General features: G+C 63.4%; 30 protein-coding genes. 13 read left to right on the forward strand and 17 right to left on the reverse strand.

Annotated elements, in window-relative coordinates; genetic code table 11:
• Positions 1-22: 22 nt before the first annotated feature.
• The 5 genes from AC1D02_RS06480 to AC1D02_RS06500 all read right to left on the reverse strand — a co-directional run bounded on the left by AC1D02_RS06480 (position 23) and on the right by AC1D02_RS06500 (position 3,656).
• Positions 23-1,153: a serine hydrolase domain-containing protein gene (locus AC1D02_RS06480; protein ID WP_477314897.1), complete on the reverse strand. Its 1,131-nt coding sequence runs from the start codon at positions 1,151-1,153 to the stop codon at positions 23-25.
• Positions 1,153-1,617, reverse strand: a complete 465-nt coding sequence (locus tag AC1D02_RS06485; RefSeq protein ID WP_477314899.1) for a CYTH domain-containing protein — start codon at positions 1,615-1,617, stop codon at positions 1,153-1,155. The genes AC1D02_RS06480 and AC1D02_RS06485 overlap by 1 nt, the downstream gene beginning before the upstream one ends.
• Positions 1,618-1,620: 3 nt before the next feature.
• Positions 1,621-2,742, reverse strand: a complete 1,122-nt coding sequence (locus AC1D02_RS06490) for a M14 family metallopeptidase (RefSeq protein WP_477314901.1) — start codon at positions 2,740-2,742, stop codon at positions 1,621-1,623.
• A gap of 10 nt (positions 2,743-2,752) precedes the next feature.
• The gene (locus AC1D02_RS06495) at positions 2,753-3,115 is read right to left on the reverse strand and encodes a hypothetical protein (protein WP_477314903.1); all 363 of its coding nucleotides are present in this window, start codon (positions 3,113-3,115) and stop codon (positions 2,753-2,755) included.
• 190 nt (positions 3,116-3,305) lie between these two features.
• Entirely contained in the window at positions 3,306-3,656 is a 351-nt protein-coding gene (locus AC1D02_RS06500; protein WP_477314905.1) for a KGG domain-containing protein, read from the reverse strand.
• 302 nt (positions 3,657-3,958) lie between these two features.
• Between AC1D02_RS06500 and AC1D02_RS06505 the strand changes: the two genes are divergently transcribed.
• The 6 genes from AC1D02_RS06505 to AC1D02_RS06530 all read left to right on the forward strand — a co-directional run bounded on the left by AC1D02_RS06505 (position 3,959) and on the right by AC1D02_RS06530 (position 8,472).
• A complete protein-coding gene (locus AC1D02_RS06505; RefSeq protein ID WP_477314907.1) occupies positions 3,959-4,291 on the forward strand; it encodes a hypothetical protein in 333 nt (110 codons plus the stop codon).
• Positions 4,292-4,433: 142 nt separating this feature from the next.
• Positions 4,434-5,309, forward strand: a complete 876-nt coding sequence (ypfJ, locus tag AC1D02_RS06510) for a KPN_02809 family neutral zinc metallopeptidase (protein ID WP_477314909.1) — start codon at positions 4,434-4,436, stop codon at positions 5,307-5,309.
• A gap of 4 nt (positions 5,310-5,313) precedes the next feature.
• A complete protein-coding gene (locus AC1D02_RS06515; RefSeq protein WP_477314911.1) occupies positions 5,314-6,198 on the forward strand; it encodes an alpha/beta hydrolase in 885 nt (294 codons plus the stop codon).
• Positions 6,199-6,273: 75 nt separating this feature from the next.
• Entirely contained in the window at positions 6,274-7,263 is a 990-nt protein-coding gene (locus AC1D02_RS06520; protein ID WP_477314913.1) for a glycosyltransferase family 2 protein, read from the forward strand.
• A gap of 3 nt (positions 7,264-7,266) precedes the next feature.
• A complete protein-coding gene (locus AC1D02_RS06525; protein WP_477314915.1) occupies positions 7,267-7,830 on the forward strand; it encodes an HAD-IIIA family hydrolase in 564 nt (187 codons plus the stop codon).
• Between the two features lie 30 nt (positions 7,831-7,860).
• Positions 7,861-8,472 (forward strand): DUF6932 family protein, encoded by a 612-nt coding sequence (locus AC1D02_RS06530; RefSeq protein ID WP_477314917.1) that lies wholly within the window; start codon positions 7,861-7,863, stop codon positions 8,470-8,472.
• 54 nt (positions 8,473-8,526) lie between these two features.
• Here AC1D02_RS06530 and AC1D02_RS06535 read toward each other — a convergent pair whose 3' ends face one another.
• The 3 genes from AC1D02_RS06535 to oxc form a co-directional block, all read right to left on the reverse strand.
• Positions 8,527-8,967, reverse strand: coding sequence for a PAS domain-containing protein (locus AC1D02_RS06535; protein WP_477314919.1), 441 nt, complete (start codon positions 8,965-8,967; stop codon positions 8,527-8,529).
• 99 nt (positions 8,968-9,066) lie between these two features.
• Positions 9,067-10,320 carry a formyl-CoA transferase gene (frc, locus tag AC1D02_RS06540; RefSeq protein WP_477314921.1) on the reverse strand — a complete coding sequence of 418 codons (1,254 nt, stop codon included), beginning with the start codon at positions 10,318-10,320 and terminating at the stop codon, positions 9,067-9,069.
• A 37-nt stretch (positions 10,321-10,357) separates the two neighbouring features.
• Positions 10,358-12,073: an oxalyl-CoA decarboxylase gene (gene oxc / locus AC1D02_RS06545; protein WP_477314923.1), complete on the reverse strand. Its 1,716-nt coding sequence runs from the start codon at positions 12,071-12,073 to the stop codon at positions 10,358-10,360.
• 193 nt (positions 12,074-12,266) lie between these two features.
• On the opposite strand from oxc, the gene AC1D02_RS06550 reads away from it, so the two are divergent.
• The 3 genes from AC1D02_RS06550 (at position 12,267) to AC1D02_RS06560 (ending at position 13,564) form a co-directional block, all read left to right on the forward strand.
• Complete coding sequence (locus AC1D02_RS06550; protein WP_477314925.1) at positions 12,267-12,875, forward strand: Crp/Fnr family transcriptional regulator; 609 nt, start codon at positions 12,267-12,269, stop codon at positions 12,873-12,875.
• A gap of 173 nt (positions 12,876-13,048) precedes the next feature.
• Positions 13,049-13,219 (forward strand): hypothetical protein, encoded by a 171-nt coding sequence (locus AC1D02_RS06555; RefSeq protein ID WP_477314927.1) that lies wholly within the window; start codon positions 13,049-13,051, stop codon positions 13,217-13,219.
• Positions 13,220-13,414: 195 nt separating this feature from the next.
• Positions 13,415-13,564 (forward strand): hypothetical protein, encoded by a 150-nt coding sequence (locus AC1D02_RS06560; protein ID WP_477314929.1) that lies wholly within the window; start codon positions 13,415-13,417, stop codon positions 13,562-13,564.
• A gap of 67 nt (positions 13,565-13,631) precedes the next feature.
• Here the strand turns inward: AC1D02_RS06560 and AC1D02_RS06565 are convergent, their stop codons facing one another.
• From AC1D02_RS06565 to AC1D02_RS06580, 4 genes are all read right to left on the reverse strand, one after another.
• Positions 13,632-14,648 carry a 2-dehydropantoate 2-reductase gene (locus tag AC1D02_RS06565; RefSeq protein ID WP_477314931.1) on the reverse strand — a complete coding sequence of 339 codons (1,017 nt, stop codon included), beginning with the start codon at positions 14,646-14,648 and terminating at the stop codon, positions 13,632-13,634.
• 18 nt (positions 14,649-14,666) lie between these two features.
• Complete coding sequence (locus AC1D02_RS06570; RefSeq protein ID WP_477315361.1) at positions 14,667-15,434, reverse strand: fumarylacetoacetate hydrolase family protein; 768 nt, start codon at positions 15,432-15,434, stop codon at positions 14,667-14,669.
• Between the two features lie 73 nt (positions 15,435-15,507).
• Entirely contained in the window at positions 15,508-16,824 is a 1,317-nt protein-coding gene (gene oxlT / locus AC1D02_RS06575; protein ID WP_477314933.1) for an oxalate/formate MFS antiporter, read from the reverse strand.
• A 391-nt stretch (positions 16,825-17,215) separates the two neighbouring features.
• Positions 17,216-17,536, reverse strand: coding sequence for an HAD family hydrolase (locus AC1D02_RS06580; protein ID WP_477314935.1), 321 nt, complete (start codon positions 17,534-17,536; stop codon positions 17,216-17,218).
• 125 nt (positions 17,537-17,661) lie between these two features.
• Here AC1D02_RS06580 and AC1D02_RS06585 point away from each other — a divergent pair, with 125 nt between their 5' ends.
• A complete protein-coding gene (locus AC1D02_RS06585; RefSeq protein WP_477314937.1) occupies positions 17,662-18,597 on the forward strand; it encodes a LysR family transcriptional regulator in 936 nt (311 codons plus the stop codon).
• A 194-nt stretch (positions 18,598-18,791) separates the two neighbouring features.
• On the opposite strand, the gene AC1D02_RS06590 is transcribed toward AC1D02_RS06585, so the two are convergent.
• The 5 genes from AC1D02_RS06590 to gcl are packed head-to-tail and all read right to left on the reverse strand — an operon-like array spanning position 18,792 to position 24,465.
• Positions 18,792-19,721, reverse strand: a complete 930-nt coding sequence (locus AC1D02_RS06590) for a histone deacetylase family protein (RefSeq protein WP_477314939.1) — start codon at positions 19,719-19,721, stop codon at positions 18,792-18,794.
• A gap of 26 nt (positions 19,722-19,747) precedes the next feature.
• Positions 19,748-21,010, reverse strand: coding sequence for a glycerate kinase type-2 family protein (locus AC1D02_RS06595; RefSeq protein ID WP_477314941.1), 1,263 nt, complete (start codon positions 21,008-21,010; stop codon positions 19,748-19,750).
• A gap of 1 nt (position 21,011) precedes the next feature.
• Positions 21,012-21,902 carry a 2-hydroxy-3-oxopropionate reductase gene (glxR, locus tag AC1D02_RS06600; RefSeq protein ID WP_477314943.1) on the reverse strand — a complete coding sequence of 297 codons (891 nt, stop codon included), beginning with the start codon at positions 21,900-21,902 and terminating at the stop codon, positions 21,012-21,014.
• Positions 21,903-21,917: 15 nt separating this feature from the next.
• Positions 21,918-22,703, reverse strand: a complete 786-nt coding sequence (gene hyi / locus AC1D02_RS06605) for a hydroxypyruvate isomerase (RefSeq protein WP_477314945.1) — start codon at positions 22,701-22,703, stop codon at positions 21,918-21,920.
• Between the two features lie 13 nt (positions 22,704-22,716).
• Complete coding sequence (gene gcl / locus AC1D02_RS06610) at positions 22,717-24,465, reverse strand: glyoxylate carboligase (protein ID WP_477314947.1); 1,749 nt, start codon at positions 24,463-24,465, stop codon at positions 22,717-22,719.
• Between the two features lie 259 nt (positions 24,466-24,724).
• On the opposite strand from gcl, the gene AC1D02_RS06615 reads away from it, so the two are divergent.
• The 3 genes from AC1D02_RS06615 (at position 24,725) to AC1D02_RS06625 (ending at position 26,712) form a co-directional block, all read left to right on the forward strand.
• Entirely contained in the window at positions 24,725-25,639 is a 915-nt protein-coding gene (locus AC1D02_RS06615) for a LysR family transcriptional regulator (RefSeq protein WP_477314949.1), read from the forward strand.
• Positions 25,640-25,766: 127 nt separating this feature from the next.
• Positions 25,767-26,153, forward strand: a complete 387-nt coding sequence (locus AC1D02_RS06620; protein ID WP_477314951.1) for a CHAP domain-containing protein — start codon at positions 25,767-25,769, stop codon at positions 26,151-26,153.
• A 10-nt stretch (positions 26,154-26,163) separates the two neighbouring features.
• Positions 26,164-26,712 (forward strand): hypothetical protein, encoded by a 549-nt coding sequence (locus tag AC1D02_RS06625; RefSeq protein WP_477314953.1) that lies wholly within the window; start codon positions 26,164-26,166, stop codon positions 26,710-26,712.
• Positions 26,713-26,864 lie beyond the last annotated feature (152 nt).

Here is a 26,864-nt window from a genome sequence, read left to right on the forward strand (position 1 = left end):
CCTGGACGATTGGAACGAAAGACTACTTTCGGATTGCCTCGATCACGCGCCGCGCGAATTCGGCCTGGTTGCCGGCATGCCAGCGCCACACGACGACCAGGTCGTGCTCGGGCGAAATCGTAATGGTATTGCTGCCGGCGCCAAGCGCGCCGTAGGTGCTCGCCGGCATGCCGGGAAAATTCTTGCCCTTGGTGTTCAGCCACCACAGGTAGCCGTAGTCGGGACCGTGCGCGCTCGGCGCCAGCGCGGCCTGGACGTACGACGCTGGCAAGATCTGGCGGCCGCCCCATGCGCCACCGCGCAGCCACAGGTAGCCGAAGCGCGCCATGTCCCAGGAATTGATCCACATGCCGCCGCCCCAGCGCGTGCCGCCGCTGACCGACGCGGTGCGCTTGCCGTTCAGGTCGACGTAGCTGTTGTGATAGGGCACCCACTTCCACGTGTTCGACGCGCCAATCGGTCCCATCACCTCGTCCTGCAACACGTCCGGCACCGGCTTGTTCCACACGCGCAGCAGCGACAGCGCGAGGCGGTTGATGCGCACGTCGTTGTATTCGTAGAACTCGCCCGGCGCCGACAGCGCGCGCGGCTTGCGCTCGCCCGCGCCGAATGCCGATGCGCCGATGAAGTCGTGGCGCTTGCCCCACATCTCGCCTTCCCACTCGGACTCCTGCTGCAAGTGGTGCTTCCACGTGATGTTCGCGTTGTGCGGCGACGCGTATCCGCCGTCGCCGACAACCTTGCCGACGGGGTCGTCGACGGAGGTGATCCTGCCGTCGCGCACGGAAAGCGCGGCCACGGTCGACAGCATGCTCTTGGCCACCGAGTAGGTCGGATCGACGAAGCCGGTGTCGCCGAACTCCGCGACCACGTAGCCCTTGTAGATCACCAGGCCGTTGGTATGCGCGCGCCTGGTCGGCATGGAGCCGAGCAGGCTGCCGAAGGTACGTTCCTGGTCGGAGAAATCGATGGCACGCTCGGTCTCGTGCGACCTGGCGTAGGCCACCGCCGCATCCAGCAGCGCCGGATTCATGCCGAGTTCCGCAGGCGACTTGCGCGCCCACTCCCCTGCCGGCGGAAAGTAGGCCGGCGCGCCCGCCGAGGCGGACACGCACGCCAGCAGGCAAACAGTCAGAAAGGCGCGCCGGATCATCACCAGCTCGAAAAAGGTTTACGGACGAGGCTGGAGTTGTAATAGCGCGGATCGTGCGTCACCTCCGCGCCGATCCAGTCCGGCTTGTCGAACTGCTGGTCTTCCGACGTCAGCTCGATCTCGGCCACCACCAGGCCCTGGTTGGCGCCGAGGAACTCGTCGACTTCCCAGGTGTTGCCGCGAAAGCTGATCTGGCGCCGCGTCTTCTCGATCAACGGCTGCTCGCACAGCCGTTCGAGCAGTTCGTTCGCCTCGTCGAGCGGGATCGGATACTCCCACTCGCCGCGCGTGGCGCCCTCGCTGCGGCCCTTGATGGTGAGATACGCATGCTGGCCGTCGACCCGCACCCGCACCACGCGGCCCGGGTCGGACGACAGGTAACCCTGGCGCAGCAGCACCGGGGTGCCGAGCGTGCGCCAGCGGTCGCCGGTCAGCAGGAACTTGCGCTCGATTTCGACGCCCACGGATCAGTCCAGCGACTGCAGGATCGGCTGCAGGATCGCCGCGCCCAGCTCGCTGCTGCGCGCGCCGTTCCACCCGGTGTAAGCGTCCGGCAGGTCGGCGTTGTCCTTGAACGGCATCTCCAGGGTCAGCGACAGGCACTTGAAGGTGTGGCCGATGTACTTCGACGCCAGCGTCAGCATGTCTTCGTTGTACTTGCTGGCCGCGTAGCCGTAGACGTTCTGGAAGTCCGGACTGGCCGCCATGTACTGGTCGACAAACGCCTTCTGCCTGGCCGCGCGCTCGGGCGTGAAATCGGCCAGCATCTCGTTGCCCGCCACGAAGTTGTACGGCAGCGCCTCGTCACCGTGGATGTCGAAGAACATGTCGCAACCGACTTCGTGGATCTTGTTCTTCACGCACAGCACTTCCGGGCTGCGCTCGATCGACGGCGTCATCCACTCGCGGTTCAGGTTGGCGCCCGCGGCGTTGGTGCGCAGGTTGCCGCGATAGGCGCCGTCCGGATTCATGTTCGGCACGATGTAGAACGCGGCGCGCTGCAGCAGCTTGCGCGCGACCGGGTTGGCGTCGTCGAGCAAGGCGTCGATCATGCCTTCGACGAACCATTCGGCCATCGTCTCGCCAGGGTGCTGGCGCGCGATGACCCAGATCTTCTTCTCGGCGTTCGGGTCGCCGATCACGACCAGGTTCATGTCGCGGCCATCGACGGTGCTGCCGATGTCGGACACGCGCGCCAGCGGGTTCTCGGCCACTTCGCCCAGCAGGCGCAGGTGGCGCTCCCACGAGTACGGCTCGAAGTAGGCGTAGTAGACGCTGTCGCGCTCAGGCGTGTGGTTGATCGTCATGACCTGGCCGTCGAAGCTGGTCGGCACGCGGAACCAGTTCTCCGTGTCGTAGCTGGCCGCGGCCTGGTAGCCCTCGAAGCCCTTCGGATAGGTCGCCTGGCCGGCGTTCAGGAAACGCATCGTGCAAGCCTGGCCGCTGGCGCCCTGCAGGCGGAAGTGGAACCACTGGTGAATGTCGGCGTGCGAATCGCTGCGCAGGTTGAGGTCGATACGCGCGGCGCTGTCGGCGCTGACCACGTCGATGGCGCCCGAATCGAACACCTGGCTGATCTTGATGGGCATGGGCGGTCCTTTAGGCGTCGAGGTTCATCAGGTCGGTCGAATAATGGCCGAAGATCTGGCGCATCATTTCGACGTTCGAGCGGTTCAGCAGGATGGTCAGGCCCGGCAGGCGGTCCAGTTCCAGCGCCATGCGGATCGCGCCCGGCAGTTCCTTGCAGTTGACCGACAGCGCGCGCGGCGTGCTTTGGTCGTCCCAGTCGTACTGGGTGATCTGCGGCGGCGCAGGCGGCGCCTGCAACGTGGGATCCTGGTTCACGGGCAGATGGTCGAGCAGCCAGAACACGATCGAGGCGGGAATGAACACGCAGGCGTCCTTGCCGCCTTCGCAGGAAAATTTGGCCAGCAGCAGATTGCCGACCGGATCGCACGACATGGCCATGCTTTTGACTTGACGGATTACCGCTTGTTTCACGACGAAATTCCCCAGGGTGGATTGAAAATGCGCGTCGATTCTACCCCATCCATTCCGTCTTTTGTATGAATCTGCCTATAAAACGGGGAGCTCGCGCTCCCCTGTTCAACTAATGAAGACGCGCCCAGTGGCGGGCGCATCCGCCGCACGGTCAGCGCGACTTTTTCTGCGTGTCCGGCGCGGCGGGTTTTTCGCCTGCGCGGCTGGCGCCTTGTTCGCCCTGGGTGTCGGGCTGCTTGGCATTGGTACGGGCGCTGCTGGCCGTGCGGGCGCTCGATTCGGCCGATTGGCGATTGCCGTGGCTCATGCTGCCGGCCCGGCGTGCTTCCTCGGAGGTGAATTCATGCGCCGTGCCCTTCTGGTGTGCCGCCTTGCCGCCTTCGCTGGCGATTTCGCGCTGGCGGGCCGGATCCATTGATGCGAATCCGCGGTTCTTGGTGCCGCCACCTTGGCTTGCGCCCTGGTTGCCACTCTGCTTGCTGCCTTGATTACTCGAAGCCATGGTGAACCTCCATCCTCTGTTCCATCCACCGCGATTGCGGAGGTCGATGACCGGTCCCCAGAAAGAGCGCAGATGAGCGACCGGCTGAATTCATCTTATGCAGGGCAACTGGAAGGCGGTATAGGACAGCGGCAGCGCCCTCTGTAGGACAACGCGCTACAGAAAATGTCGACAATAAACAGCGCACTGAGTGGGGCACTCCCGTCAGCCTCCGTCCTACACGAGGCCGCTCCGCGATCCTATTCTGTACAGCACGCGCGCCGCGCATGATGGCAACACCGACCATCACCATTGGAGAGCCCATGAACACCAACCAGCGCAACGAAGCCAACAACCAGTCCGATAACGGCGGCAACGACCTCAACGTGTCGTCCTCGCGCGCCGGCAGCACCGCCGACAAAGGCAATCTGAACCAGTCGCAGCAATCGGCCAGGCCTGGCGAGCACCAGTCCAACGACGCGGCCGGCGGCTATCCGCGCAGCCCCGGTGGCAACCGCCAGTCGGCCGACGAAAAGATGGATGACGACACCGGCCTGTCGAACACGGCCAACCGCGAGCCGTCGGAGCTGGACCAGAACCTGAAGCAGGAACGCCAGAGCAACGTCGGGCGCCGCAGCGACGGCACGCCGGACTGATTTTTTTCCCGTCCCGGACCAACGGCTGGGGTCAGGTCCGTCGGACCTGACCCCGGTTTTGCATGCGGGCGCTGCTATTTCCCCCTTCCCGGTATATTGACAGAAATTAGCATTTTTACATTAGATAACAGGAGTACTCGATATGAAATGGGAAGGCAATCGCGAGAGCGATAACGTAGAAGACCGCCGCGGCGACGGCGGCGGCGGCGGCGGTTTCGGCCTGGGCGGGCGCTCGATCGGCATCGGCACCATCGCCATCGCGCTGATCGGCTCCTACTTCCTGGGCGTCAGCCCGATGACGATCATCAACGCCATCAGCGGCGGCGGTTCGATGCCCGTGCAGCAGGAACAGCCGGCGCATGCGCCACCGAAGGACGACCGCGAGGCGAAGTTCGTCTCGGTCGTGCTGGCCGACACCGAAGACGTCTGGACGCAGCTCTTCCGCGCCCAGAACGCGCAGTACGTCAAGCCGAAGCTGGTGCTGTTCACCGGCGCCACCGCCACCGCTTGCGGCACCGGCCAGACCGCCTCGGGTCCGTTCTACTGCCCTGGCGACCAGAAGGTGTACATCGACCTCGCCTTCTATCGCCTGATGCAGCAGCGCTTCAACGTGAAGAGCGAGTTCGCCAACGCCTACGTGATCGCGCACGAAGTCGGCCACCACGTGCAGCACCTGCTCGGCATCGACCAGCAAGTGTCGGCGGCGCGCGAGCGCGGCAGCGAACTCCAGGCCAACGCGCTGTCGGTCAAGCTCGAACTCCAGGCCGACTGCTTCGCCGGCGTGTGGGGTTTCCATGCCAACAAGGCGCGCAGCATCCTGGAACAAGGCGACATCGAAGGCGCCCTGTCGGCGGCGACCGCGATCGGCGACGACACCTTGCAGAAGCAGTCGCAGGGCCGCATCGTGCCGGACTCGTTCACCCACGGCACCTCGGCCCAGCGCGTGCGCTGGTTCACCCGAGGCATCCAGTCGGGCCAGTTCGAGCAATGCGACACCTTCGGCGCAAGCCAGCTGTAACCTGATGACCAAGATCGGGCTGGGCCTGGCCGCCGTCGTCGTTGCGCTGGCCTGCCTGGCCGCCTGCTCGCCGCTGACCGCGCTCAACGCGCTGTCGCCGGCCAACGGCATTCAGGCCACCACCGGCCTCGCCTACGGCGCCAATGCGCGCCTCAAGCTGGACATATACCGGCCCGCCAACGCGGGCGCGGCGGCGCCGGTCGTGGTGTTCTTCTACGGCGGCAACTGGGTCGCGGGCGATCGCGCCGGCTACGCCTTCGTCGGCCGCGCCCTGGCCGCGCGCGGCTATGTCGTGGTAATCCCGGACTACCGCCTGTTTCCCGAAGTGAGCTACCCCGATTTCCTCGACGACTCCGCGCAGGCGGTGGCGTGGACCGCGAAAAATATCGCGCGCTACGGCGGCGACGCGAACAAGCTGTTTGTGATGGGCCACAGTGCCGGCGCCTACAACGCCGCGATGATCGCGCTCGACAGCCGCTGGCTGGCCAAACAGGGGATGACGCCGGCAGCGCTGCGCGGCTGGATCGGCATGGCCGGTCCCTACGATTTCCTGCCGGTCGAAAATCCCACGGCGCGGCCGGTGTTCCATTTCCCCGACACTCCGCCGGCATCGCAGCCGGTCAACCACCTCGACGGCCCGCGCGTGCCGGCGCTGCTGATCGCCGCCAACAGCGACAAGCTGGTCAACCCGGTGCGCAACACCGGCGGCCTGGCCAGGCAGTTGCGCGCGCGCGGCGTGCCGGTCGAGGAAATCTATTACGATGGCGTGACCCACACCACCCTGGTGGCCTCGCTCTCGGCGCCGTTGCGCTCGCTCGCGCCGACGCTCGACGCGGTTGACAAGTTCATTCGCGTCCACGCCACTTTGATCCAGGTTCAAGCGATGTAAGTCAGCAGGAACCAGGCGGCGCCGGCGACGCTCCAACCACATAAACCGCAGCAGCGGATCGTGGGGGGAGGCGTCATGCAATCAACAGCAAACGGAACCGTCGCCGAGCTGACCTTTGCCGTGTCGGTGGTGGTGCCGACCAACGGCGACCTCGACCTGCTCGACCGCAGCCTCGACGCGCTGACGCGCCAGGACTTCCCCGCCGGCGCCTACGAAGTGATCATCGTCGACGACGATCCCGACCGCAACACCCTGCAGCTGGTGGCCGGTTGGCGCGCGCGCACGGTCGAGCGCGGGCCGCGCCTGGTGTACCTCGCCAACGAAGACGGCCCGCACGGGCCGGGCGCCGCGCGCAACCGCGGCTGGCGCGCCGCCCGGGCCCAGGTGATCGCATTCACCGGCGACGACACCGTGCCGTCGCCGGCCTGGCTGTCGCAGGGCATGGCGGCGCTGGACGACCAGACCGACGTGCTGTGCGGCCGCATCGACACTTCGCATTCCGCGGCGACCGACGCCGAGCCCGCCGGATTTTCCGCCGCCAACTGCTTCTGCCGCGTCAAGGTGCTCGAAGCGCTGGACGGTTTCGACGAGCGCTTTGCCGCCGGCTGGCGCGAACACGCCGACATGCATTTCCGCCTGCTCGAAATGAACGCCCGCATCGGCCGCGCCCCGCAGGCGCTGGTGACGCAGCCGGTGCAGCGGCCGGCCTGGGGCGCCAGCCTGTTCCAGCTGCACGCCGTCGCCTTCGACGCGCTGCTCTACAAGAAGCATCCCGCGCTGTACCGGCAGAAAATCCGCCGCCTGCCCTGCTGGGAAGACTACGCCACCGTCGCCGCCCTGCTGATGGCGGGGCTGGGGCTGGGCCTGGGCCAGGAAATCGTGGCCGTGATCGGCGCCGGCACCTGGCTGGTGCTGACCGGCATGCTGTGCGTACGGCGCCTGCACGACGTGCCCAAGAGCGCGGGGCTGGTCGCCGAAGTGCTGCTGACGTCGCCGCTGATCCCGCCGCTGGCGGTGTTCTGGCGGCTGGTGGGGGCCATCAAGTACCGTGTCGGCTTCGCCTGAATCATGAAAGCCGTATTCCTCGACAAGCAAGGCGCGCTGGTGGACGATTTCGCCTGCAACGGCCAGCGCCGCCTGTCGCTGCGCGCCGGCGCCGGCCCTGCCCTGCGGCTGCTGGCGCGGCTCGATTACCGCTTCTTCGCCGTGAGCGACCAGGAGACCGGCGACGACGGCCGCGTCGACGAGGACATGATGGCACGCGTGGCGCACCGGCTCGGCGACCTGCTGTTTCGCGAGCGGCTCACGCTGGAAGGCTTCTATTACTGCCCGCACGATCGCTACACCCCGGCGCCGCGAAACGGCCTCGAGTGCTTCTGCCGCAAGCCGCAACCGGGCATGCTGCTGAAGGCGGCGATGGAGCACGAGATCGACCTGCGCGCCTCGTGGATGATCGGCGCCAGCCTGCACGACGTCGAGGCCGGCAACCGCGCCGGCTGCCGCACGGTGCTGATCGACAACGGTACGGAAATCGAATGGCGGCTGGGTCCGCGCCGCGTGCCCACGCGCATCGCGCCCGACCTGTACGCGGCGGCCCGGCTGATCTCGATCGAAGGAGAGGAGCGGCATTAGCCGCGCCCGCCTTGACGCAAATGATCCACGATGCCAATCGCCAACCGTCCGCTGCTCGCACCTGGGTTTCATGAAATCACACCGGCGCAGACAGCAAATATCTTCCTCGACCCCATGCCGCTGTCACTCAGGCGGCCAATGCTGGTAGCGGGCCTTCTACATCTTTTGAACGATTTGGCAGCAACCAAGGTCAAATGTGAAGTATGGATCGATGGTTCATTCACTACCGATAAGGTGGAACCCAATGACGTGGACTTGGTTGTGGTATGGGACCGTTCATGGCAGACCAGACTGAACGCTGAAGATCTGGAACGGTTCGACCATTTGCTCGACAGAGCTCGTGCGATGAAGCGATACCGATGCGATTTACAGTGCCGAGAACACCGATATGGGCATGATGGAATACTGGAGGGGATTGTTCGGCTTCATGCGCGACGGCAGGACCCCGAAAGGCATAGGAGTAATTTCGCTATGAAATCAGTAGAGCTTGACCGGCTTGACAAGCGTATCGAGCTGGTCAAAAACTTGCTCAAGGAACGCGAAGCGAAGCCGCAGGACTTTGCGACATCCATGACTGTGAGGTCCTTGCGCTATCACCTGCAAGACATCGAACAACAGCGCGCGGTACTCGAGCCCAAGTAAGCAGAAAGCCCGCAGCATGCGGGCTTTTGTTCGAGAGCAAAACGACGCTGGCGATTACGCCGCGGGCGCGGCAGCCTTCGCTTCCAGTTGCGCCAGCCTGGTCTTCAGCGCGCGCTCTTCGCTCCAGCGCACCGTCTCGTCGCGCACGATGGCGACGATCGCCGACACCTTGCCGTCCGGCTCGTACAGCATCGCGACGGTGAACGCGATCGACAGCGGTTTGCCTTCCTTGTGCAGCGCCGGCACGCGCAGCACGTCGCTGCCGTAGCGGGTCTCGCCCGTTGCCATGGTCTTGTGGTAGCCGTCCCAGTGGCGCTGGCGCTGGCGCTCAGGGATGATCAGGTCCAGCGACTTGCCGATCGCGTCTTCTTCGGTGAAGCCGAAGATGCGCGTTGCGGCAGCATTCCAGACGGTAATCGCACCGCCGGCGTCGCACACGATGACGCCGTCGCCCAAGGCGCCGACGAACTGGTTGAAATCGATATTGGAGGTCATGCAAGCTCCTTTTCTGCTGAAGGAATAAAAACGGCGCGCCGCAGCATGATGCCACAACGCGCCGCCCTTTTCACCGGCGGCTCATGGCCGCCGGTATGCTTAAACTACCTTCTGCTCGTGCAGGGCAGCGATCTGCGCCTGGTTGTAGCCGAGGCTTTCCAGCACTTCATCGGTGTGCTCGCCCAGCAGCGGCGAACCGGTGATCTCGACGGTGGTGTCCGAGAACTTGATCGGGCTGCCGACCGTGAAGTACGAACCACGCTCTTTGTGCTGCACTTCGGCGATCGTGCCGCTGGCGCGCAGCGACTCGTCGTTCAGGATTTCCTTCATCGTCAGCACCGGTGCGCATGGGATGTCGAACTTGCGCAGGATGTCGACCGCTTCGAACTTGGTCTTGTCCTTGAGCCAGTCTTCGATCACGGCGAAGATGTCGAAGATCTTGTCCTGGCGTGCCGACGCCGTCATGTACGCCGGGTCGTTGGCCCACTCAGGCTTGCCGATGGCGCGCGTGATTGGCTCCCAGGCATGACCCTGGATGGTGAAGTAGATGTAGGCGTTAGGATCGGTTTCCCAGCCCTTGCACTTCAGAACCCAGCCTGGCTGGCCGCCGCCGCCAGCATTGCCGCCGCGTGGCACATAGTCGGCGAACTTGCCGTGCGGGTACTGTGGATACTCTTCCAGGTAGCCGACGCGGTCCAGGCGCTGCTGGTCGCGCAGTTTCACGCGGCACAGGTTCAGCACGGAGTCCTGCATCGAGACAGCAACCTTCTGGCCCTGGCCGGTCTTGTCGCGGCCGCGCAGGGCGGTCAGGATGCCGATGGCCAGGTGCATGCCGGTGTTCGAATCGCCCAGCGCCGCGGCCGAGATGGTCGGAGGACCGTCGTCGAAGCCGGTGGTCGAGGCGGCGCCGCCCGCGCACTGCGCAACGTTCTCGTACACTTTCAGGTCTTCGTAGTGGTGGCCATCCGAGAAACCCTTGACCGATGCGACGATCATGCCAGGGTTCAGCGAGTGGATGTGCTCCCAGGTAAAGCCCATGCGATCCAGTGCGCCCGGACCGAAGTTCTCGACCAGCACGTCCGATTCCTTGATCAGCTTGGTCAGGATTTCCTTGCCGGCCGCGGTCTTGGTGTCAAGGGTCAGCGACTTCTTGTTGCTGTTCAACATCGTGAAGTACAGGGCATCGACGCCAGGGATGTCGCGCAGCTGCGAACGGGTCACGTCGCCGGCGCCTGGGCGCTCGACCTTGACCACGTCGGCGCCGAACCATGCCAGCATCTGGGTGCAAGCCGGTCCTGCCTGGACGTGGGTGAAGTCGATGATTTTGATGCCTTCCAACGGTTTGTTGCTCATGCTGTTCTCCTTAAGTATTCGTTGATGCCGCTTTTAATTATTTCTTGCCGCTTTGCGGATTCAGGTTGGTCAGGCGGCCCGACTCGGTACCTGCATTCGGATCGATGACCGCGTTGATCAGGGTTGGCTTGCCCGAAGCGAGCGCTTCCTTCAGCGCCTTGTCCAGCTCTTCCGGGGTCTCGACGTTGTAGCCGATGCCGCCGAACGCTTCGATCATCTTGTCGTAACGCGCGCCCTTGACGAACGAGGTGACCGGCACGTCGTTCGGGTTGTTCGGGTTCAGGTTAGGATCGGTGCCCTTGTAGACGCCGTTGTTGTTGAACACCACCGTGATGACCGGCAGGTCGTAGCGGCAGATGGTTTCCAGTTCCATGCCCGAGAAGCCGAATGCGCTGTCGCCTTCGATCGCGATCACCGGCTTGCCGGAGATGACGGCCGCGCCGATCGCGAAGCCCATGCCGATGCCCATGATGCCCCAGGTGCCCGAGTCGAAACGCTTGCGCGGCTGGTACATGTCGACGATCGATCGTGCGTAGTCGAGCGTGTTGGCGCCTTCGTTGACGATGTTGATTTCCGGATTGGCCTTGACGACGTCGCGGATCACGCGCAGCGCGCTGTGGAAGTTCATCGGCGATGGATTCTGCTCCAGCGTCGCGGCCATCTTGGTCAGGTTCTTGTCCTTGCGCTCGGCAATGGCGCCGGTCCACTCCGCCGAAGGCTTCTGGTAGCCGCCGGCATCGATGCCCTTGACCAGTGCCTGCACGCAGGAGCCGATGTCGCCGATCAGCGGTGCGGCGATCGCCACGTTGCTGTCGATCTCGGTCGGCGAGATGTCGATCTGGATGAATTTCTTCGGAATCGCGCCCCAGGTCTTGCCCTTGCCGTGCGACAGCAGCCAGTTCAGGCGTGCGCCGATCAGCAGGACCGTGTCGGCTTCGGCCAGCACGAACGAGCGGGCCGCCGATGCGGACTGCGCGTGGGTGTCGGGCAGCAGGCCCTTGGCCATCGACATCGGCAGGTAAGGAATGCCCGATTTCTCGACCAGCGCGCGGATGTCGGCGTCGGCTTGCGCGTAAGCGGCGCCCTTGCCCAGCAGGATCAGCGGCTTCTTGGCGGACTTCAGCAGGTCCAGCGCGCGCTCGACCGAATCGGGAGCAGGCAGCTGAGCTGGAGCGGCATCGACGACCTTGACCAGCGAACGCTTGCCGTGGGCGGCGTCGAGGGTCTGGGCCAGCAGCTGGGCCGGCAGGTCGAGGTAGACGCCGCCTGGACGGCCCGACACGGCCGAGCGGATCGCGCGGGCGATGCCGATGCCGATGTCTTCGGCCTTGTTGATGCGATAAGCGGCCTTGCAGTATGGCTTGGCGGCGTTAAGCTGGTCCATCTCTTCGTAGTCGCCCTGCTGCAGGTCGACGATTTCGCGCTCGGACGAGCCCGAGATCAGAATCATCGGGAAGCAGTTGGTGGTAGCATTGGCAAGTGCGGTCAGGCCGTTCAGGAAGCCTGGCGCCGACACGGTCATGCAGATGCCTGGCTTCTTGGTCATGTAGCCGGCAATCGCGGCAGCGTTGCCTGCGTGTTGCTCGTGGCGGAAACCAATGAATTTCATGCCTTGCGCTTGCGCCAGGCGGCACAGGTCGGTGATCGGAATGCCGACCAGGCCGAAGATCGTGTCGATGTCGTTGTGCTTGAGGGCATCGATGACCAGATGGAAACCGTCGGTCATTTCTGTTGCTTGCGTGGTGTCTGTCATGATGAGATGTCTCCTCCAGTAATTCGATAAGGTGCTGCGGTTTGGACTGTCAGTACAAGCTTTGATCTGAGTCGATGTGCAGCCCGTCTTTTAGTGCGCCCACTATAGCGAGTCGCTCTGATATCTCTCATTGACCGAGGTCAATTTTCGCCGCATGATGTCGGCTCTTGTGAAATTAGGTAGCAAATCACTCATGACGTTAGTCGCCAACCACCCCGAGCGAAACATTATTCGCGTCCAGCTCAAGCAAAATGTCGTGCTGAAAGAGTTGCGCGAAAGCGAGATGGAAGCGCTCGAACCCTACTTGATCGTGGAGAACCACCAGAAGGGGGACCTGCTGCTGAACCAGGGCGTGCACGACATGGAGCAATACTTCGTGCTCGACGGCATCCTCAAGCGCGTGGTCACCAACCAGGAAGCAAAGGAGATGATCCTGCGCTTCTCGGCCGAACGCGAGATCGAGACCAGCTATGCCGCGTGGCGCCTGCACACGCCGACGCCCTACAGCATCGTGTGCGTGACCAAAGTGCGCATTGCGCGCCTGCCCCTGCACCAGTGGGTCAACTTCCTCGAGAGCCACAGCGCGGTCAAGGCGGCGTTCGAATACGAGGTGATGAACCTGATGAGCTCGATCATGGCGCACACCATTACCTTGCACCTGCTCGACGCGCCTGGCCGCGTGCACCGCTTCATGCGCAAGCATCCCGAGCTGTTCGACCGGCTGCCTAAGAAGGAGCTGGCGTCCTACCTGAACCTGTCGCCGGAAACGCTGTCGCGCCTGAAAAACCAGGGCAAGATTTAAGCGTTTTCCGCATTTTTCGCCGCAACAAAAAAAGAGAACCGGCCAAAAGCCCGGTTCTCCATAGGCAATATTCGCAGCGTTTATAACGCATATCAGAACTTGAAATTGGATCGGATCGACGGTCTTCGGTAAAGTCGTACCTATCGAATTCCACCAACTTTCAGGAGCTTCACATGACCACCATCACCGCTACCGCACCAGCCGGCTCGACCTACCCAGCACCGACCTCGACCTTTTCGTTCGCTTCGCTGATCGGCGCTTTCTTCATGGTCAACCTGCGCGAACAACTCGACGCTGAAACCGGCGGCGACAAGTCGGACGCAGCTTACGCTTACGGCCTGTAATCCACGCTCCAGCAGCGATGCCGCGGCAAGCGCGCGGCGCCATCAAAGACCCACCGCAAGCGGTGGGTTTTGTTTTTCAGGGCAGGCTGTTCTGCGCCACGCTTATATCCCATATCAGAACTCGCAATTGGATCGGATCGACAGTCTTCCGTAGACTTCTTCCTATCGAATTCAATTCACCTTCAGGAGCATGACATGACGACGATCACCGCTACCGCAGCAGCCCGCCCGGCCTTCTCCTTCGCTTCGCTGATCGCCGCTTTCTTCATGCTCGACCTGCGCGAACAGCTCGACGCCGAGACCGGCGGAGACAAGTCGGACGCGGCTTACGCTTACGGCCTGTAATTGACGCCGCGGCAAGAAAAAACCCACCGCATGCGGTGGGTTTTGTTTTTGAAGAACTAGACAGTCATCAGGCCATCGCGGTCTTGTGCATCTTCACGCCGCCGTGCTCCTCGGTCATGGTGCGCTCGAGCAGCTTGACCAGCGCGTAGGCCGAGTCGATGTGCGGCGTCGGGGTGCCGGTCAGCTTGCCCAGCTCCACCACCGATCCCACCAGCGCGTCGATTTCCGGCCCGCGCCCCGCTTCCACATCCTGCAGCATCGAGGTCTTGTGCTTGCCGACCTTTTCGGCGCCTTCGATGCGGCGATCCAGCGTGACCCGGAACGATATCCCCAGCTTGGCGGCAACCGCCTGCGCTTCGAGCATCATTTCCGCCGCCAGTTCGCGCGCCAGCGGGAACTGGCAGATATCGACCAGGGTCGAATGCGACAGCGCGCTGATCGGGTTGAAGCAGACGTTGCCCCACAGCTTGAGCCAGATTTCGGCCCGGATGTTGTCCAGCACCGGCGCCTTCAATCCCGCGTGCTGGAACACTTCGGAAACTGCCTGCGCCCGCGCGCTGATCGATCCGTCCAGCTCGCCCAGCGGGAAACGCTCCCCCTCGACGTGCTGGATCACGCCCGGCGCAATCAGCTCCGCCGCCGGGTACACCACGCAGCCGAGAATGCGCTCCGGCGCGATCTTGCTCGCCAGATTGCCGGTCGCGTCCACGCTGTGCACCGTATGTCCTTCGAACGGCCCGCCGTGACGGTGGAAATACCAGAACGGGATGCCGTTCTGCATGGTCACCACCACGGTGTCCGGGCCCATCAGTTTCGACACCTCGTCGGCGACGGCGTCGACCTGGTGTGCCTTCAGCGCCAGGATCACCAGCTCTTGCACACCCGCCTGCGCGTAGTTGTCGGTGGCCTTCACATTGCCAGCCACCTTTTCGGTTCCGTCGTTCTCGATCAGTTTGATGCCCCTGGCGCTAATTGCCTCCAGGTTGGCGCCCCTGACGATGAACGTCACATCCTCGCCGGCCAATGCCAGCTTCGCGCCGACATACCCGCCGATTGCCCCAGCTCCGATCACTGCTATCTTCATGACGTGCTCCCACCTAGTTTACTCGAACCGGTTTTTGAGCTTGCCTATGCCATCGATCTCGACTTCGATCGTACTTCCTGGTCGCATGGAGCCCACGCCGACCGACGTCCCGCACAACAGCACGTCGCCCGGATTTAAAGTCATGTCTTTCGATATCTTGCTCACCAGCTGGGCCACCGAGAACACCATGTCGTTCACCGGGTAGTCCTGCCGTACTTCGTTGTTGTGGATCGTGCGCACCACCAGCATCGCCGGGTCGAGTCCCGTCGCGATCACAGGGCCGAGCGGGCAGAAGGTATCGAAGCCCTTGGCCCGGCACCACTGCGCAAACGTCGGATCGCGGTTGATGATGTCGGCCACCGTCACATCGTTGGCGCAGGTGAAGCCGAACACGTAGCCGCTCGCTTCTTCCTCGCTGACGTTGAAACAGGTCTTGCCGATCACGATTGCCAATTCGCCTTCGAACACCACCTTGCCGTCGCACAGGGGCTTCTTGATCGTGCCGCCAGGGGCGAGCAGGGAGTTCGGAGTCTTGATCAGGTAGAGCGGTTCCGGAGGAGGCTCCAGTCCCAGCTTCTTGCCCAGCGCGTGGAAGTTGTTCCACATCGCCAGTATCTTGCCCGGCACCACGGGTGCGAGCATCTGTACTTCGTTGACGTGCATCGATTTGCCGGTCGGCTCGGGAGCGTCGAACATGTCGCCCTCGTAGACCCGGATCTTCTCGCCTTCGAGCGTGCCGAAGCACACCGCATCCATGTGATGGAAGCGAATCCAGCGTTTGATCATCATGATTTAACCTCGTAATACGCCGGAGTCGTCGGGAGAGGCGCCGGCCGGGGTGGCCGGCGCCTTGACTTGCTTAGTTGGCCATGCGTGCTGCCGCGGTGATTTCGACGCCGTTCTCGACTGGCGTTACCGCCTCCGCCATGAACTTCGAGCGCATCGGCTTCAGGACGAACCAGGCCAGGATCGCGGCCAGGGCGTTCATGCCGCAACCGATGAAGAACACCGATTCCCAGCTGCCGGAGGCGGCCATGATCATCGACGAGATCGGCACGAAGATCGATGCGGTGCCCTTCGCGGTGTACAGCAGGCCGGCGTTACCAGCGGCGTACTTGGTGCCGAAGGTGTCGGCCGAGGTCGCAGGGAACAGCGAGTAGATCTCACCCCAGGCGAAGAACACGATACCGGTCAGGATCACGAACATGATTGGATCGCGGCCATAGTAGTACAGGGCCAGGATGCCGACTGCTTCCATCGTGAATGCGATGAACATGGTCTTTTCGCGGCCGATCTGGTCCGATACCCAGCCGAAGAATGGACGGGTCAGGCCGTTCAGCACACGGTCGATCGCCAGGGCGAAGGTCAGTGCCGGCAGGATCATGCCCATGACGTTGAACTTGACGCCGTCGATGGCGAAGTCCTTGGCGATCGGGCCCATTTGCGCGGTAGCCATTAGGCCGCCGGCGGCAACCAGCACGAAGATCAGGTACATGACCCAGAACACCGGCTTGCGGATGATCTGCGTCGGGCTGAATTCAGCCTTGCCCTGCTGGACCTTGGCCTTGTTGGCCGCGGCGGAGTGCGCAGGAGGACGAACCATCATCAGTGCCAGCAGCATGACGATGATGCCCTGGCCCAGGCCGAAGTACAGGAAGGTCTTCTCGTAGCCCTGCTCCGCGATCATGATCGAGATCGGGATGATGGTCGCCGCGGAGCCCGCGCCGAAGCCGGCCGCCGTCAAGCCTGCCGCCAGGCCGCGACGATCCGGGAACCATTTGAGTGCCGAACCCACGCAGGTGCCGTAGACGGCGCCGGCGCCGATACCGGAGACTGCCGCTGCGACGTACAGCAGGGTCAGGGAGTCGGCGAACGAGTTCATGACCCAGCCCAGTGCGCACAGCAGGCCGCCGAACAGGACCACCGGACGCGGACCGAATTTATCGACGGCCCAGCCTTCGATCGGCACCAGCCACGTTTCGGTCAGCACGAAAATCGTGAAGGCCACTTGAATTGCCGCTTTCGACCAGTGGTACTTGTCGGCGATCGGGTTGACGAAAAGGGTCCAGCCATACTGCAGGTTGGCGATCATCGCCATGCAGATGATGCCCATTACCAGCTGAATCCAGCGGTTTGCACCCGGCTTGGCCGGGTTGTTGATTGCTGCGTTTGTCATTTCCATGTCTCCGTGATGGTTTGATTGTCGCGTCTCTGCGCGTCCGGGTAGTAGTGGGTCAGGCCCGTGCTACCCCCGCCATTGCTGTGGAAAATCCCTGGACTTCGGTGTTCCCGTTGCCGCCGGTTGAAAAGGTGTTCATGAAGCTCTGTCTCCTGATGTTGTTTTACATGCCATGGACTTTTCTGTCCGCTCTCCCCTGGTGGGCAAGAACCGCGAAACTTCGTGATGGCGGGAGAAGACCAGCATTTCAACCCGACTGGCGCCCTAGTTTTGCACCAGGGTCGCCATTACACGGAAGTTCGAACAGATGCCCGATTGTGGAAGAAGCGTTTTTCTTAATCCTTGACCTCGGTTAAGTTTTGACATTTGGGCCATTGAATTTATTTGTTCAAACCCCAGCATGGTGCTGCTGGATTTCTGCCCAATTGATGAAGGCGCCGGGGTGTCCGCCGGCCGCCGACATCATATCGAAGCAGCGCTCCTTGGCCGTCTGGATGGCGTCGACAAGGAATTGGGTGTCGTAGGCCTTGAGCAGGTGCGGCTGGTGCTGCTCGAGGTAGCGGCGCAGGCATTCGCGCTCGCCGTCCGGGCACAACACGCCCTCGTAGGTCGCGCTGTCCCAGTGAAAGCGCAGTCCCAGCTCGTGGAATGCGGCGTTGTAGGCGTTGCGGTGGGCATCGGCTTGAGTGCTGCTGCGCGTGGTGGACATGGCATTCTCCGGAAAGGTGCGGTTGGAATTCGGTGAGTTCAATGTAACCCGCACAAATGATTAGTAATAGTTAAACTTATTAAGCATAATGATTCATGATCCTGAATACATCGGAATGAGTCCCCATGAAGAACGCCACCCTGCGCCAGCTGAAAGTGTTCGAAGCGGTTGCGCGCCACCTGAGTTTTTCGCGCGCGGCCGAGGAGCTGCACCTCACGCAGCCGGCCGTCTCCACTCAGATCAAGACGCTCGAGAGCCACGTCGGCCTCGAATTGTTCGAGCAGCTCGGCAAGAAGGTCTACCTGACCCAGGGCGGCGCCGAGCTGCTGTGGCATTCGCGCGCGATCATCAAGCAGTTCCAGGACGCCGAGGAAGCGCTGGCGCATTTCAAGGGCATCTCGGGCGGACGCCTGAACGTGGCGGTGATCAGTGCGGGCGACTATTTCTTCCCTCACCTGCTGGTCGAATTCGCGCGCAAGAACCCAGGCGTGACGCTGAACCTGACGGTGCACAACCGCCCGGAGCTGCTCGGACAGCTGGCCAACAACCTGACCGACCTCGCCATCATGGTGCGGCCGCCGCACGACCTCGATACGCTGAACGAATCGTTCGCGCCGCACCCGTACGTGATCGTCGCCGCGCCTGGGCATCACCTGGCGGGGCGCAAGCGGATCTCGATGGAGAGCATCATGAAGGAATCGTTCGTGGTGCGCGAAAAGGGATCCGACACCTGGTTCTCGATGGAGGCAGGCTTCGGCGAGCACCTGCGCGACCTGAACATCGGCATGGAGATCAAGAGCACGGAGACGATCAAGCAGGCGATCATCGCGGGCATGGGGATCGGCTTCCTGTCGGCGCACACGATCGGGCCGGAGCTGCGCGCCGGCAGCCTGGTAGTCCTGCCGGTGCAGGGCTTCCCGCTGATGCTGGACTGGTACGTGGTGCACCGGCGCGACAAGCGGCTGCCGCCGGTAGCGCGGGCGTTCAAGCAGTTCCTGCTCGACGAAGGCGCGGGACTGATCGACAAGCTGATTCCGATGTCGATGGCGACCGGGCGGTGAATCCCGGATTCTTGACTTCAGTCAAGGCGAGCGAACGGTTGGGCGTGCAGAATCGCCCACGTTTCACTCCGAAGTATTTTCACCGCGACCCGCGAGGGCCGCGGTTTTTTTTCGCGTGCACGCGCCGCGGACCAGCACCTTGGGGTCAGGTCCGGCGGACCTGACCCCGTCTTTGTCGGCGCCGCGGAATACTGTTACGCCATTAAAGCCCGAACGTGCGCCGCGGTGCCGCCGGCCAGCCCCTCGCCGCTGTACCCCCCCTCCAGGATCGACACGATGCGCCCGGCGCACTGTTCGTCCGCGATCTCCATCAGCTTCTCGGTCACCCAGCGGAAGTCGTCATCCTCCAGGCTCATGCCCGCCAGCGGATCGAGCTTGTGCGCGTCGAAGCCGGCCGAGATGATGATGAAGTCCGGCCTGAACGCGCGCAGCTGGGGCAGCATCTCGGCCTGGAGCCGCTCGCGGAACAGCGCCGAACCGCAGCCCGGCGGCAGCGGCACGTTGACGATGTTGTGCGCCACGCCCGTCTCGGTCCGGCTGCCGGTGCCCGGATACAACGGCGACTGGTGGCTCGACGCATAGAACAGCTCCGGCCGCGCATAGAACGCCGCCTGCGTGCCGTTGCCGTGATGGACGTCGAAGTCCACCACCGCGACGCGTTCCAGCCCGTGCTTCCGCACCGCGTGCACCGCGGCGATTGCGGCCTGGTTGAAGATGCAGAAGCCCATGGCGCGATTCGGCTCGGCATGATGGCCGCACGGCCGGGTGGCGCAGAACACGTTGTCGGCCTCCCCCGCCATCACGGCGTCCACGCCGGCGCAGGCCGCGCCGATGCAGCGCATCACCGCGTTCCACGAACCGGCCGACATCACCGTATCGCCGCCATCCAGCGCCACGTGGCCGCTGTCGGGCGCCGCATCGGCGATCGCGTCGACGAAGTCCTCGTCGTGCACCAGCATTGCCTGCATGCGCGTTCCCATCGGCGCGTCACGCCACGACAGCGCTTCAAATTCGGGCGACCGCAACGTCTCGAGCACCACCTTCAGCCGCTGCGGCGACTCGGGGTGGCTGGACCCCGGCTCGTGCTTGAAACAGTCCTGGTGCGTATATATCAGTGTGGTCATGGCTATCCCTTCATGCCCGCTCCCGCTCACAAGACCAGGATCGCGCGAAAATCATTGACGTTGGTAAGCGTTGGACCGCAAACGACCAGGTCTCCCAGCGCTTCGAAAAAACTGTACCCGTCATTATTGTCCAGCATTGCCCGCGGGCGCAAACCGTGCGCGCCGGCGCGGCACAGGCAGTCCGGCGCCAGCAACGCGCCGGCGTTGTCCTCGGAGCCGTCGATGCCGTCGGTGTCGCAGGCGATCGCGTGAATGCCCGCCTGGCCGTTCAGCGCGACCGCGAGGCTGAGCAGGAACTCCGTGTTGCGCCCTCCCCGGCCCTTGCCGCGCACCGTCACGGTGGTTTCGCCACCGGAGAGGATCACGCACGGCTTGACGAACGGCTGGCCCCGCAGCGATACCGCGCGCGCCATCGCCGCATGCATCAGCGCGATGTCGCGCGCCTCGCCTTCGATTTCATCGGACAGTATGTACGGCCTGATGCCGGCCGCGCGCGCCTTGTCGGCGGCCGCTTCCAGCGCGATCTGCGCCGAGGCGATGATGTGGACGCTGTTGCGGGCGAAGCGTGGATCGCCGGGCTTGGGCGTCTCGCCGGCGCCCGATTCGAGCACGCGCAGCACGCTCGCCGGCACTTCGATGCGATAGCGCGCCAGGATCGCCAGCGCGTCGGCGCAGGTGCCGGCATCGGCCAGCGTCGGGCCGCTGGCGACCACGCCGGGATCGTCCCCCGGCACGTCGGAGATCAGCAAGGTGACCACGCGCGCCGGCGCGCACGCGAGCGCCAGGCGTCCGCCCTTGATGGCGGAGAGATGCTTGCGCACGCAGTTCATCTCGCCAATGGTGGCGCCGCTCGATAACAGCGCGCGGTTCAAGTTCTGCTTGTCGGCCAGCGTCACGCCTTCGGCGGGGAGCGCCAGCAAGGCCGAGCCGCCGCCGGAAATCAGGCAGATCACCAGGTCGTTTTCGGTCAGGCCGCTGACGGTGTCGAGGATGCGCCGTGCGGCCTGCTCGCCGGCCGCGTCGGGCACCGGATGCGAGGCTTCGACCACGTCGATATGCTCGCACGGCACGCGGTGGCCGTAGCGCGTGACCACCACGCCTTCGAGCGCCCCTTTCCAGTGCGATTCGAGCACGCGCGCCATCTCGGCGGCACCCTTGCCGGCGCCGACCACGATGGTGCGGCCGTTCGCGGGCGGCGCCGGCAGGAACGCCGGCATGCAGCCCTCGGCGGTCACGGCGCCGACCGCCGCGCCGAACAGGTCGAGCAGGAAGCCGCGCGGGTCAATCATGTCAGCCCTTGGCGATCTGGTGGTTGGACATGCGCTCGATCGCCTGGCACAGCGACGAGTGATCGAGCGCGCTGCCGCCGTGCGCCGCGCAGGAGTTCATCAGCTCCTGCACCGTGGCGGTGTTCGGCAGCGACACGCCGAGGGCCTTGGCGCCCTGCAGCGCAAGGTTCAGGTCCTTCTGGTGCAGCTCGATGCGGAAGCCCGGCGCGAAGGTGCGCTTGACCATGCGTTCGCCGTGCACCTCGAGAATGCGCGACGAGGCGAAGCCGCCCATTAGCGCCTGGCGCACCTTGGCCGGATCGGCGCCGGCCTTGGACGCGAACAGCAGCGCCTCCGACACCGCCTGGATGTTCAGCGCGACGATGATCTGGTTGGCCACCTTGGTGGTCTGGCCGTCGCCGTTGCCGCCGACCAGCGTGATGTTCTTGCCCATCATCTCGAACAGGGGCTTGACGCGGCCGAACGCTTCTTCGGCGCCGCCGACCATGATGGTCAGCGATGCGGCGCGCGCGCCCACTTCGCCGCCCGACACCGGCGCGTCGAGGTAGTCGCATCCGAGCTTGTTGATGCGCTTGGCGAACTCCTTGGTGGCCATCGGCGAGATGGAGCTCATGTCGACCACGATCTTGCCGGTCGAGAGGCCGGCCGCGACGCCGTCGGCATCGAACAGCACCGCTTCGACGTGCGGCGTGTCCGGCACCATCACGATGATGATGTCGGCGCGCTTGGCCACTTCGGCGCCCGAGGTGCAGACCGTGGCGCCGCCGTCGATCAGGGTGGCCGGCGGATTCTTGGTGTCGTGCAGGTAAAGCTTGCAGCCGCCCGCCTGCAGGTTGGCCGCCATTGGCGCCCCCATGATGCCCAGACCGATAAAGCCTACTTTGGTTGTCATTATTGTCTCCTCCGATTATTGGTTGAAGCCGTGCGCGGCGATCCAGGCCAGTCCCTTGGCCGTGCCGTCCTTCGGCTTGTATTCGCAGCCTACCCAGCCCGTGTAGCCGATCTCGTCGAGCATGCCGAGCAGGTAGCGGTAGTTGATTTCGCCGGTGCCCGGCTCGAAGCGGCCCGGATTGTCGGCCAGCTGGATGTGGCCGATCTTGGCCAGGTTGGCCTTGATGGTCGCCGTCAGCTCGCCTTCCATGCGCTGCATGTGATAGATGTCGTACTGGACCTGAATGTTGAAGGAGCCGGTCTCGCGGATGATGCCGAGCGCCTGCTCGGTGCCGTGCAGGTAGAAGCCCGGGATGTCGAAGGTGTTGATCGGCTCGACCAGCAGGCGGATGTCTTCGGCCGCCAGCGCCTTGGCGGCGAACTTCAGGTTGTCCACCAGCGCGCCATAGGCTTCGCCGTCGGTGACGTTGGGCGGCTTGATGCCGGCCAGGCAGTTCAGCTGCTTCACGCCGAGCGCCTTGGCATAGGCGATCGCCTTGCCGACGCCGTCCTGGAACTCGCCCTTGCGGTTCGGGTGGCAAGCGATGCCGCGCTCGCCCGCTTCCCAGTTGCCGGCGGGGAGATTGTGCAGCACCAGCTGAAGGCCGTTGGTCTCCAGCTGTTCGACGATACGGCCCGCTTCGTACGCATACGGGAACAGGAATTCGACGCCCCTGAAGCCGGCCTTCGCGGCCTCGCCGAAGCGGTCGAGGAAGTCGACTTCGTTGAACAGCATCGTCAGATTTGCAGCTAATTTCGGCATGGTGCGCTCCTTCTTATTTGACATCGAGGACGTCGTTAAATTCATTGATTGCGTCGATTTCGACGCCCATCGCGATGTTCGTCACGCGTTCGAGGATGATCTCGACGACCACCGGCACGCTGTGCTGCGCCATCAGGTCGCGCGCCTTGTCGAAGGCGGGGATGATGTCTTCGGGACGGAACACGCGCAGCGCCTTGCAGCCCAGGCCTTCGACGACGGCGACGTGGTCGACGCCCCTGCCCTCCAGCTCCGGCGTGTCGACGTTGACGTTTTCGAACCCCAGCTGCACGCAGTAGTCCATCTCGAAGCCGCGCTGCGACTGGCGGATCAGGCCCAGGTAGGAGTTGTTCACCAGGACGTGGATGTAGGGCAGCTTGAACTGGGCGCCGACAGCCAGCTCCTCGATCATGAACTGGAAGTCGTAGTCGCCCGAGATGGCGACGATGTCGCCGGTCGGATCGGAAGCCCGCACGCCAAGGGCCGCCGAGATGGTCCAGCCGAGCGGGCCGGCCTGGCCGCAGTTGATCCAGTGACGCGCATGGTGCACGTGCAGCGACTGCGCCGCGGCGATCTGCGACAGGCCGATGCTGGCGACGTAGCGCACGTCGCGGCCGAAGTATTCATTCATCTCGTGGTACACGCGCAGCGGCTGGACCGGGACGCTGTCGTAGTCGCCCTTGCGCAGCATGGTGCGCTTGCGTTCCTGGCATTCGGCCAGCCACTCGGAGCGGTCGGCCAGCTTGCCGGCGGCCTTCCATTCTTTCGCCACTTCGATCAGCAGCTGCAGCGCGATTTTTGCGTCGGAGACGATGCCGAAATCGGGGCCGAAGACGCGGCCGATCTGGGTCGGTTCGATGTCGATGTGGACGAACTTGCGGCCCTTGGTGAACACTTCGACGCTGCCGGTGTGGCGGTTGGCCCAGCGGTTGCCGATGCCGATCACGAAGTCGGATGCCAGCACGGTGGCGTTGCCGTAACGGTGGCTGGTCTGCAGGCCGGCCATGCCCGCCATCTGCGGGTGATCGTCCGGGATGCAGCCCCAGCCCATCAGGGTCGGGATCACGGGCACGCCGGTGATTTCGGCGAATTCGACCAGCAGCGCGGAGGCGTCGGCGTTGATGATGCCGCCGCCTGCGGTGATCAGCGGACGATCGGCTTCGTTCAGCATCGTCAGCGCCTTTTCGGCCTGGGCGCGGGTCGCCTTCGGCTTGTACAGCTCCATCGGCTCGTAGGTGTCAGGATCGAATTCGATGATCGCCATCTGGACGTCGAACGGCATGTCGATCAGCACCGGGCCGGGGCGGCCGGAGCGCATCAGGTGGAAGGCCTGCTGGAACACGCGCGGCACCAGCGCCGGTTCGCGCACGGTGACGGCCCACTTGGTGACCGGCTTGGCGATCGACTCGATGTCGACCGCCTGGAAGTCTTCCTTGTACATGCGGGCGCGCGGCGCCTGGCCGGTAATGCAAAGAATAGGTATCGAATCGGCCTGGGCCGAATACAGGCCGGTGATCATGTCGGTGCCGGCCGGGCCGGAGGTGCCGATGCACACGCCGAGGTTGCCGGCCTTGGCGCGGGTGTACCCTTCGGCCATGTGCGAGGCGCCTTCGACGTGGCGCGCCAGGATGTGGCGGATGCTGTCGCGTTTGCGGAGCGCCGCGTACAACGGGTTGATTGCCGCGCCGGGCACACCGAACGCGACGCTGACGCCCTCTTTTTCCATCACGTGGACTGCTGCTTCCGCTGCGGTCATCTTTGCCATGTCGTTCTCCAGGATTTAAATTGCATGTAGTCGATGAACGTATGCTAGAGGTTTAACGGTCCTGTGATAAGACGACAAAATATCGGTTTATTCGATACTCCAGGTATGGAATAATACAAATCAAACAAAAGTAAAAACCTGCTTTTGTTTGGATCTGGTCAGTGAGCCAAGATGGAAAACCGGCTTACCAGACGCACGGCCAGTCAGGCAAAAATCCCTGGCAAAGCCAGATGATTTTTACAAGCAAAAGCATGGGACCATGGATAAACTCAAGCAGATGGAAGCCTTTGTCGACGTGGTCGAAAAAGGCAGCCTGGCGCGCGCGGCGCTGGAGCAGCACATCACGCCGGTGATGCTGGGACGGCGCATCGACGCGCTGGAAAAACGGCTGGGCGTGAAGCTGATGCACCGGACCACGCGCCACCTGACCCTCACCGAGCAGGGCCAGGTGTTCCTCGACCATTGCCGCAAGCTGCTGGCGGACGTGGATATCGCGGAGACCATCGTGTCGGAGGGCAGGCACAAGGCCAGCGGCCACCTGATCGTGTCGGCGCCGGCGGCGTTCGGGCGGCTGCACGTGGCGCCGCACGCGCCGGCGTTCGTCGCGGCCAATCCGAAGGTACAGATCTCGTTCAACCTGACCGACCACGTGGTGGACCTGGTGCGCGAGGGGTATGACGTGGGCATCCGCATCGGCGGCGTGCTCGATCCGAATTTCGTCGCGGTGAAGCTGGCGACCAACCGGCGCGTAGTGTGCGGCACGCCGGAGTATTTCGAGCGCCACGGCATTCCGCGCACGCTGGACGACCTGGCGGGCCACAACTGCCTCGCGTTCAACCTGCAGGGCGGCCAGCAGCGCGGCTGGTATTTTCAGAAGGACGGCAAGCCGGTCACGGTCAAGGTGCAAGGGAACCTGGACTGCAACGACGGCGAACTGCTGCACCGCTGGGCCAGCGAAGGGATCGGACTTGCGTGGCGTTCGACCTGGGAGATCCAGGCGCAGCTGGCGTCCGGCGAATTGATGACGGTGCTGGACGACTTCGCGCTGCCGGACTACGACATCACGGCGGTGTACATGCAGCAGCGGCATCTGCCGGCCAAGGTGCGCTTCTTCATCGACGCGCTGAAGGCGACGTACGCGCAACCTGGGTACTGGACACGCGCTTCCCATTGAACGTCGGAGTGCGGGATTAAAATTACTTGCGCATGGTTAATAACTTCTTTTCCCACGAAATTAAGCTGGATACCCGTCGAGCAACTCGGCGCGCGTCAGCGCAAAATCGAACGAAAGGAAAACAACCATGGCATTCAATGTCGACGTATTTGCGGCGAAGCTGCGCGAACGAGCTCACCAAGTAGGATTCGGGAACGGCGAATGCGCAAAGTTCGTCCGCATCGCACTTGATGCAGGCGGCGCCGATACGAGCGGCCATCTGGTGGCGGCCAAGACATATGGCCCTATCCTCGTAAAGAACGGGTTTCGTGATCTCGGTGTTGAGAACCCTGAAAGTTTCCGCTTCATGAAAGGTGACATCGTTGTCATGGATCCACCCAAACTTGGCCGACAGGAAGGGCACATAGCGGGTTACGATGGGAAGAACTGGATTTCCGATTTCGTTCAGAGCGGGTTCTGGCCGGGACCGGCCTATCGCAAGGAAAGGCCGTCTTATGTCGTCTACCGTCGCTAGGCGCGTCCTTATGAGTGCATTATTTTCCGTGGCCTTCAGCCCGGCGATCGCCGACGACATTGCTCCACGCGTCTTGCAGGAGCCCATATTCGGCCTCCGGTTTGAGATCGCCCAAGTGAAGCTGGACGAACTTCCGGCCGAAGTATTGAAGCTGTGTCCGGACCTGAGCAACGAACAGGAACAAATGCGCCTCTGGCAATACGCAATCGCGCACGATGCGGCGCGCACCTATTACGTGGTAGGGGGCTATTACATTCGCCCCGACGCGAACAAGGCGGAGTCCCCACGCTATGTGCTGGACACCCTTGGAGCTGTCTTCTATGTCCAGGGCCGCGAATGCAAAGTGACCGGGCCGGCGCGAGAAACTTTCGACGCGCGCTTTTTCGAAGAGACTCCGCAGCCAGTGCTGCAGTCGCTGGCCGCCGACCTTGCGCAAAGGCTGTCGCGTGCGTTCGGCGGACCGAATCAGCTGGCCAGCCAATTCCAGCACCAGCATATCGAATCCACCACACTTTCCCCGGAATTGCGGATAGCATTCAAAAAGTATTTCAAAGAGTAGCCGCACAGCGGACGGGTGAAGGCTTTGGCCAGATTGTCGATCAAAATGCATCTTTGACCGAGGACAAATTGTTCCAATGGCGTTATAGACGCGCCCCGGGAGGAACAAAAAAAGGGCCAGACCCCGAAGGACCTGGCCCCAACTTTGCTGAA

The organism is Massilia sp. P1_C10, assembly GCF_056406475.1.

What these genes read in the sequence shown, in the direction of transcription:
- AC1D02_RS06480 (WP_477314897.1), bottom strand. Translation starts at nt 1,153, where the DNA reads ATGATCCGGCGCGCCTTTCTGACTGTTTGCCTGCTGGCGTGCGTGTCC.
- AC1D02_RS06490 (WP_477314901.1), bottom strand. Translation starts at nt 2,742, where the DNA reads ATGCCCATCAAGATCAGCCAGGTGTTCGATTCGGGCGCCATCGACGTG.
- AC1D02_RS06495 (WP_477314903.1), bottom strand. Translation starts at nt 3,115, where the DNA reads ATGTCGTGCGATCCGGTCGGCAATCTGCTGCTGGCCAAATTTTCCTGC.
- AC1D02_RS06500 (WP_477314905.1), bottom strand. Translation starts at nt 3,656, where the DNA reads ATGGCTTCGAGTAATCAAGGCAGCAAGCAGAGTGGCAACCAGGGCGCA.
- AC1D02_RS06505 (WP_477314907.1), top strand. Translation starts at nt 3,959, where the DNA reads ATGAACACCAACCAGCGCAACGAAGCCAACAACCAGTCCGATAACGGC.
- ypfJ (WP_477314909.1), top strand. Translation starts at nt 4,434, where the DNA reads ATGAAATGGGAAGGCAATCGCGAGAGCGATAACGTAGAAGACCGCCGC.
- AC1D02_RS06515 (WP_477314911.1), top strand. Translation starts at nt 5,314, where the DNA reads ATGACCAAGATCGGGCTGGGCCTGGCCGCCGTCGTCGTTGCGCTGGCC.
- AC1D02_RS06520 (WP_477314913.1), top strand. Translation starts at nt 6,274, where the DNA reads ATGCAATCAACAGCAAACGGAACCGTCGCCGAGCTGACCTTTGCCGTG.
- AC1D02_RS06525 (WP_477314915.1), top strand. Translation starts at nt 7,267, where the DNA reads ATGAAAGCCGTATTCCTCGACAAGCAAGGCGCGCTGGTGGACGATTTC.
- AC1D02_RS06530 (WP_477314917.1), top strand. Translation starts at nt 7,861, where the DNA reads ATGCCAATCGCCAACCGTCCGCTGCTCGCACCTGGGTTTCATGAAATC.
- AC1D02_RS06535 (WP_477314919.1), bottom strand. Translation starts at nt 8,967, where the DNA reads ATGACCTCCAATATCGATTTCAACCAGTTCGTCGGCGCCTTGGGCGAC.
- frc (WP_477314921.1), bottom strand. Translation starts at nt 10,320, where the DNA reads ATGAGCAACAAACCGTTGGAAGGCATCAAAATCATCGACTTCACCCAC.
- oxc (WP_477314923.1), bottom strand. Translation starts at nt 12,073, where the DNA reads ATGACAGACACCACGCAAGCAACAGAAATGACCGACGGTTTCCATCTG.
- AC1D02_RS06550 (WP_477314925.1), top strand. Translation starts at nt 12,267, where the DNA reads ATGACGTTAGTCGCCAACCACCCCGAGCGAAACATTATTCGCGTCCAG.
- AC1D02_RS06555 (WP_477314927.1), top strand. Translation starts at nt 13,049, where the DNA reads ATGACCACCATCACCGCTACCGCACCAGCCGGCTCGACCTACCCAGCA.
- AC1D02_RS06560 (WP_477314929.1), top strand. Translation starts at nt 13,415, where the DNA reads ATGACGACGATCACCGCTACCGCAGCAGCCCGCCCGGCCTTCTCCTTC.
- AC1D02_RS06565 (WP_477314931.1), bottom strand. Translation starts at nt 14,648, where the DNA reads ATGAAGATAGCAGTGATCGGAGCTGGGGCAATCGGCGGGTATGTCGGC.
- AC1D02_RS06570 (WP_477315361.1), bottom strand. Translation starts at nt 15,434, where the DNA reads ATGATCAAACGCTGGATTCGCTTCCATCACATGGATGCGGTGTGCTTC.
- oxlT (WP_477314933.1), bottom strand. Translation starts at nt 16,824, where the DNA reads ATGACAAACGCAGCAATCAACAACCCGGCCAAGCCGGGTGCAAACCGC.
- AC1D02_RS06580 (WP_477314935.1), bottom strand. Translation starts at nt 17,536, where the DNA reads ATGTCCACCACGCGCAGCAGCACTCAAGCCGATGCCCACCGCAACGCC.
- AC1D02_RS06585 (WP_477314937.1), top strand. Translation starts at nt 17,662, where the DNA reads ATGAAGAACGCCACCCTGCGCCAGCTGAAAGTGTTCGAAGCGGTTGCG.
- AC1D02_RS06590 (WP_477314939.1), bottom strand. Translation starts at nt 19,721, where the DNA reads ATGACCACACTGATATATACGCACCAGGACTGTTTCAAGCACGAGCCG.
- AC1D02_RS06595 (WP_477314941.1), bottom strand. Translation starts at nt 21,010, where the DNA reads ATGATTGACCCGCGCGGCTTCCTGCTCGACCTGTTCGGCGCGGCGGTC.
- glxR (WP_477314943.1), bottom strand. Translation starts at nt 21,902, where the DNA reads ATGACAACCAAAGTAGGCTTTATCGGTCTGGGCATCATGGGGGCGCCA.
- hyi (WP_477314945.1), bottom strand. Translation starts at nt 22,703, where the DNA reads ATGCCGAAATTAGCTGCAAATCTGACGATGCTGTTCAACGAAGTCGAC.
- gcl (WP_477314947.1), bottom strand. Translation starts at nt 24,465, where the DNA reads ATGGCAAAGATGACCGCAGCGGAAGCAGCAGTCCACGTGATGGAAAAA.
- AC1D02_RS06615 (WP_477314949.1), top strand. Translation starts at nt 24,725, where the DNA reads ATGGATAAACTCAAGCAGATGGAAGCCTTTGTCGACGTGGTCGAAAAA.
- AC1D02_RS06620 (WP_477314951.1), top strand. Translation starts at nt 25,767, where the DNA reads ATGGCATTCAATGTCGACGTATTTGCGGCGAAGCTGCGCGAACGAGCT.
- AC1D02_RS06625 (WP_477314953.1), top strand. Translation starts at nt 26,164, where the DNA reads ATGAGTGCATTATTTTCCGTGGCCTTCAGCCCGGCGATCGCCGACGAC.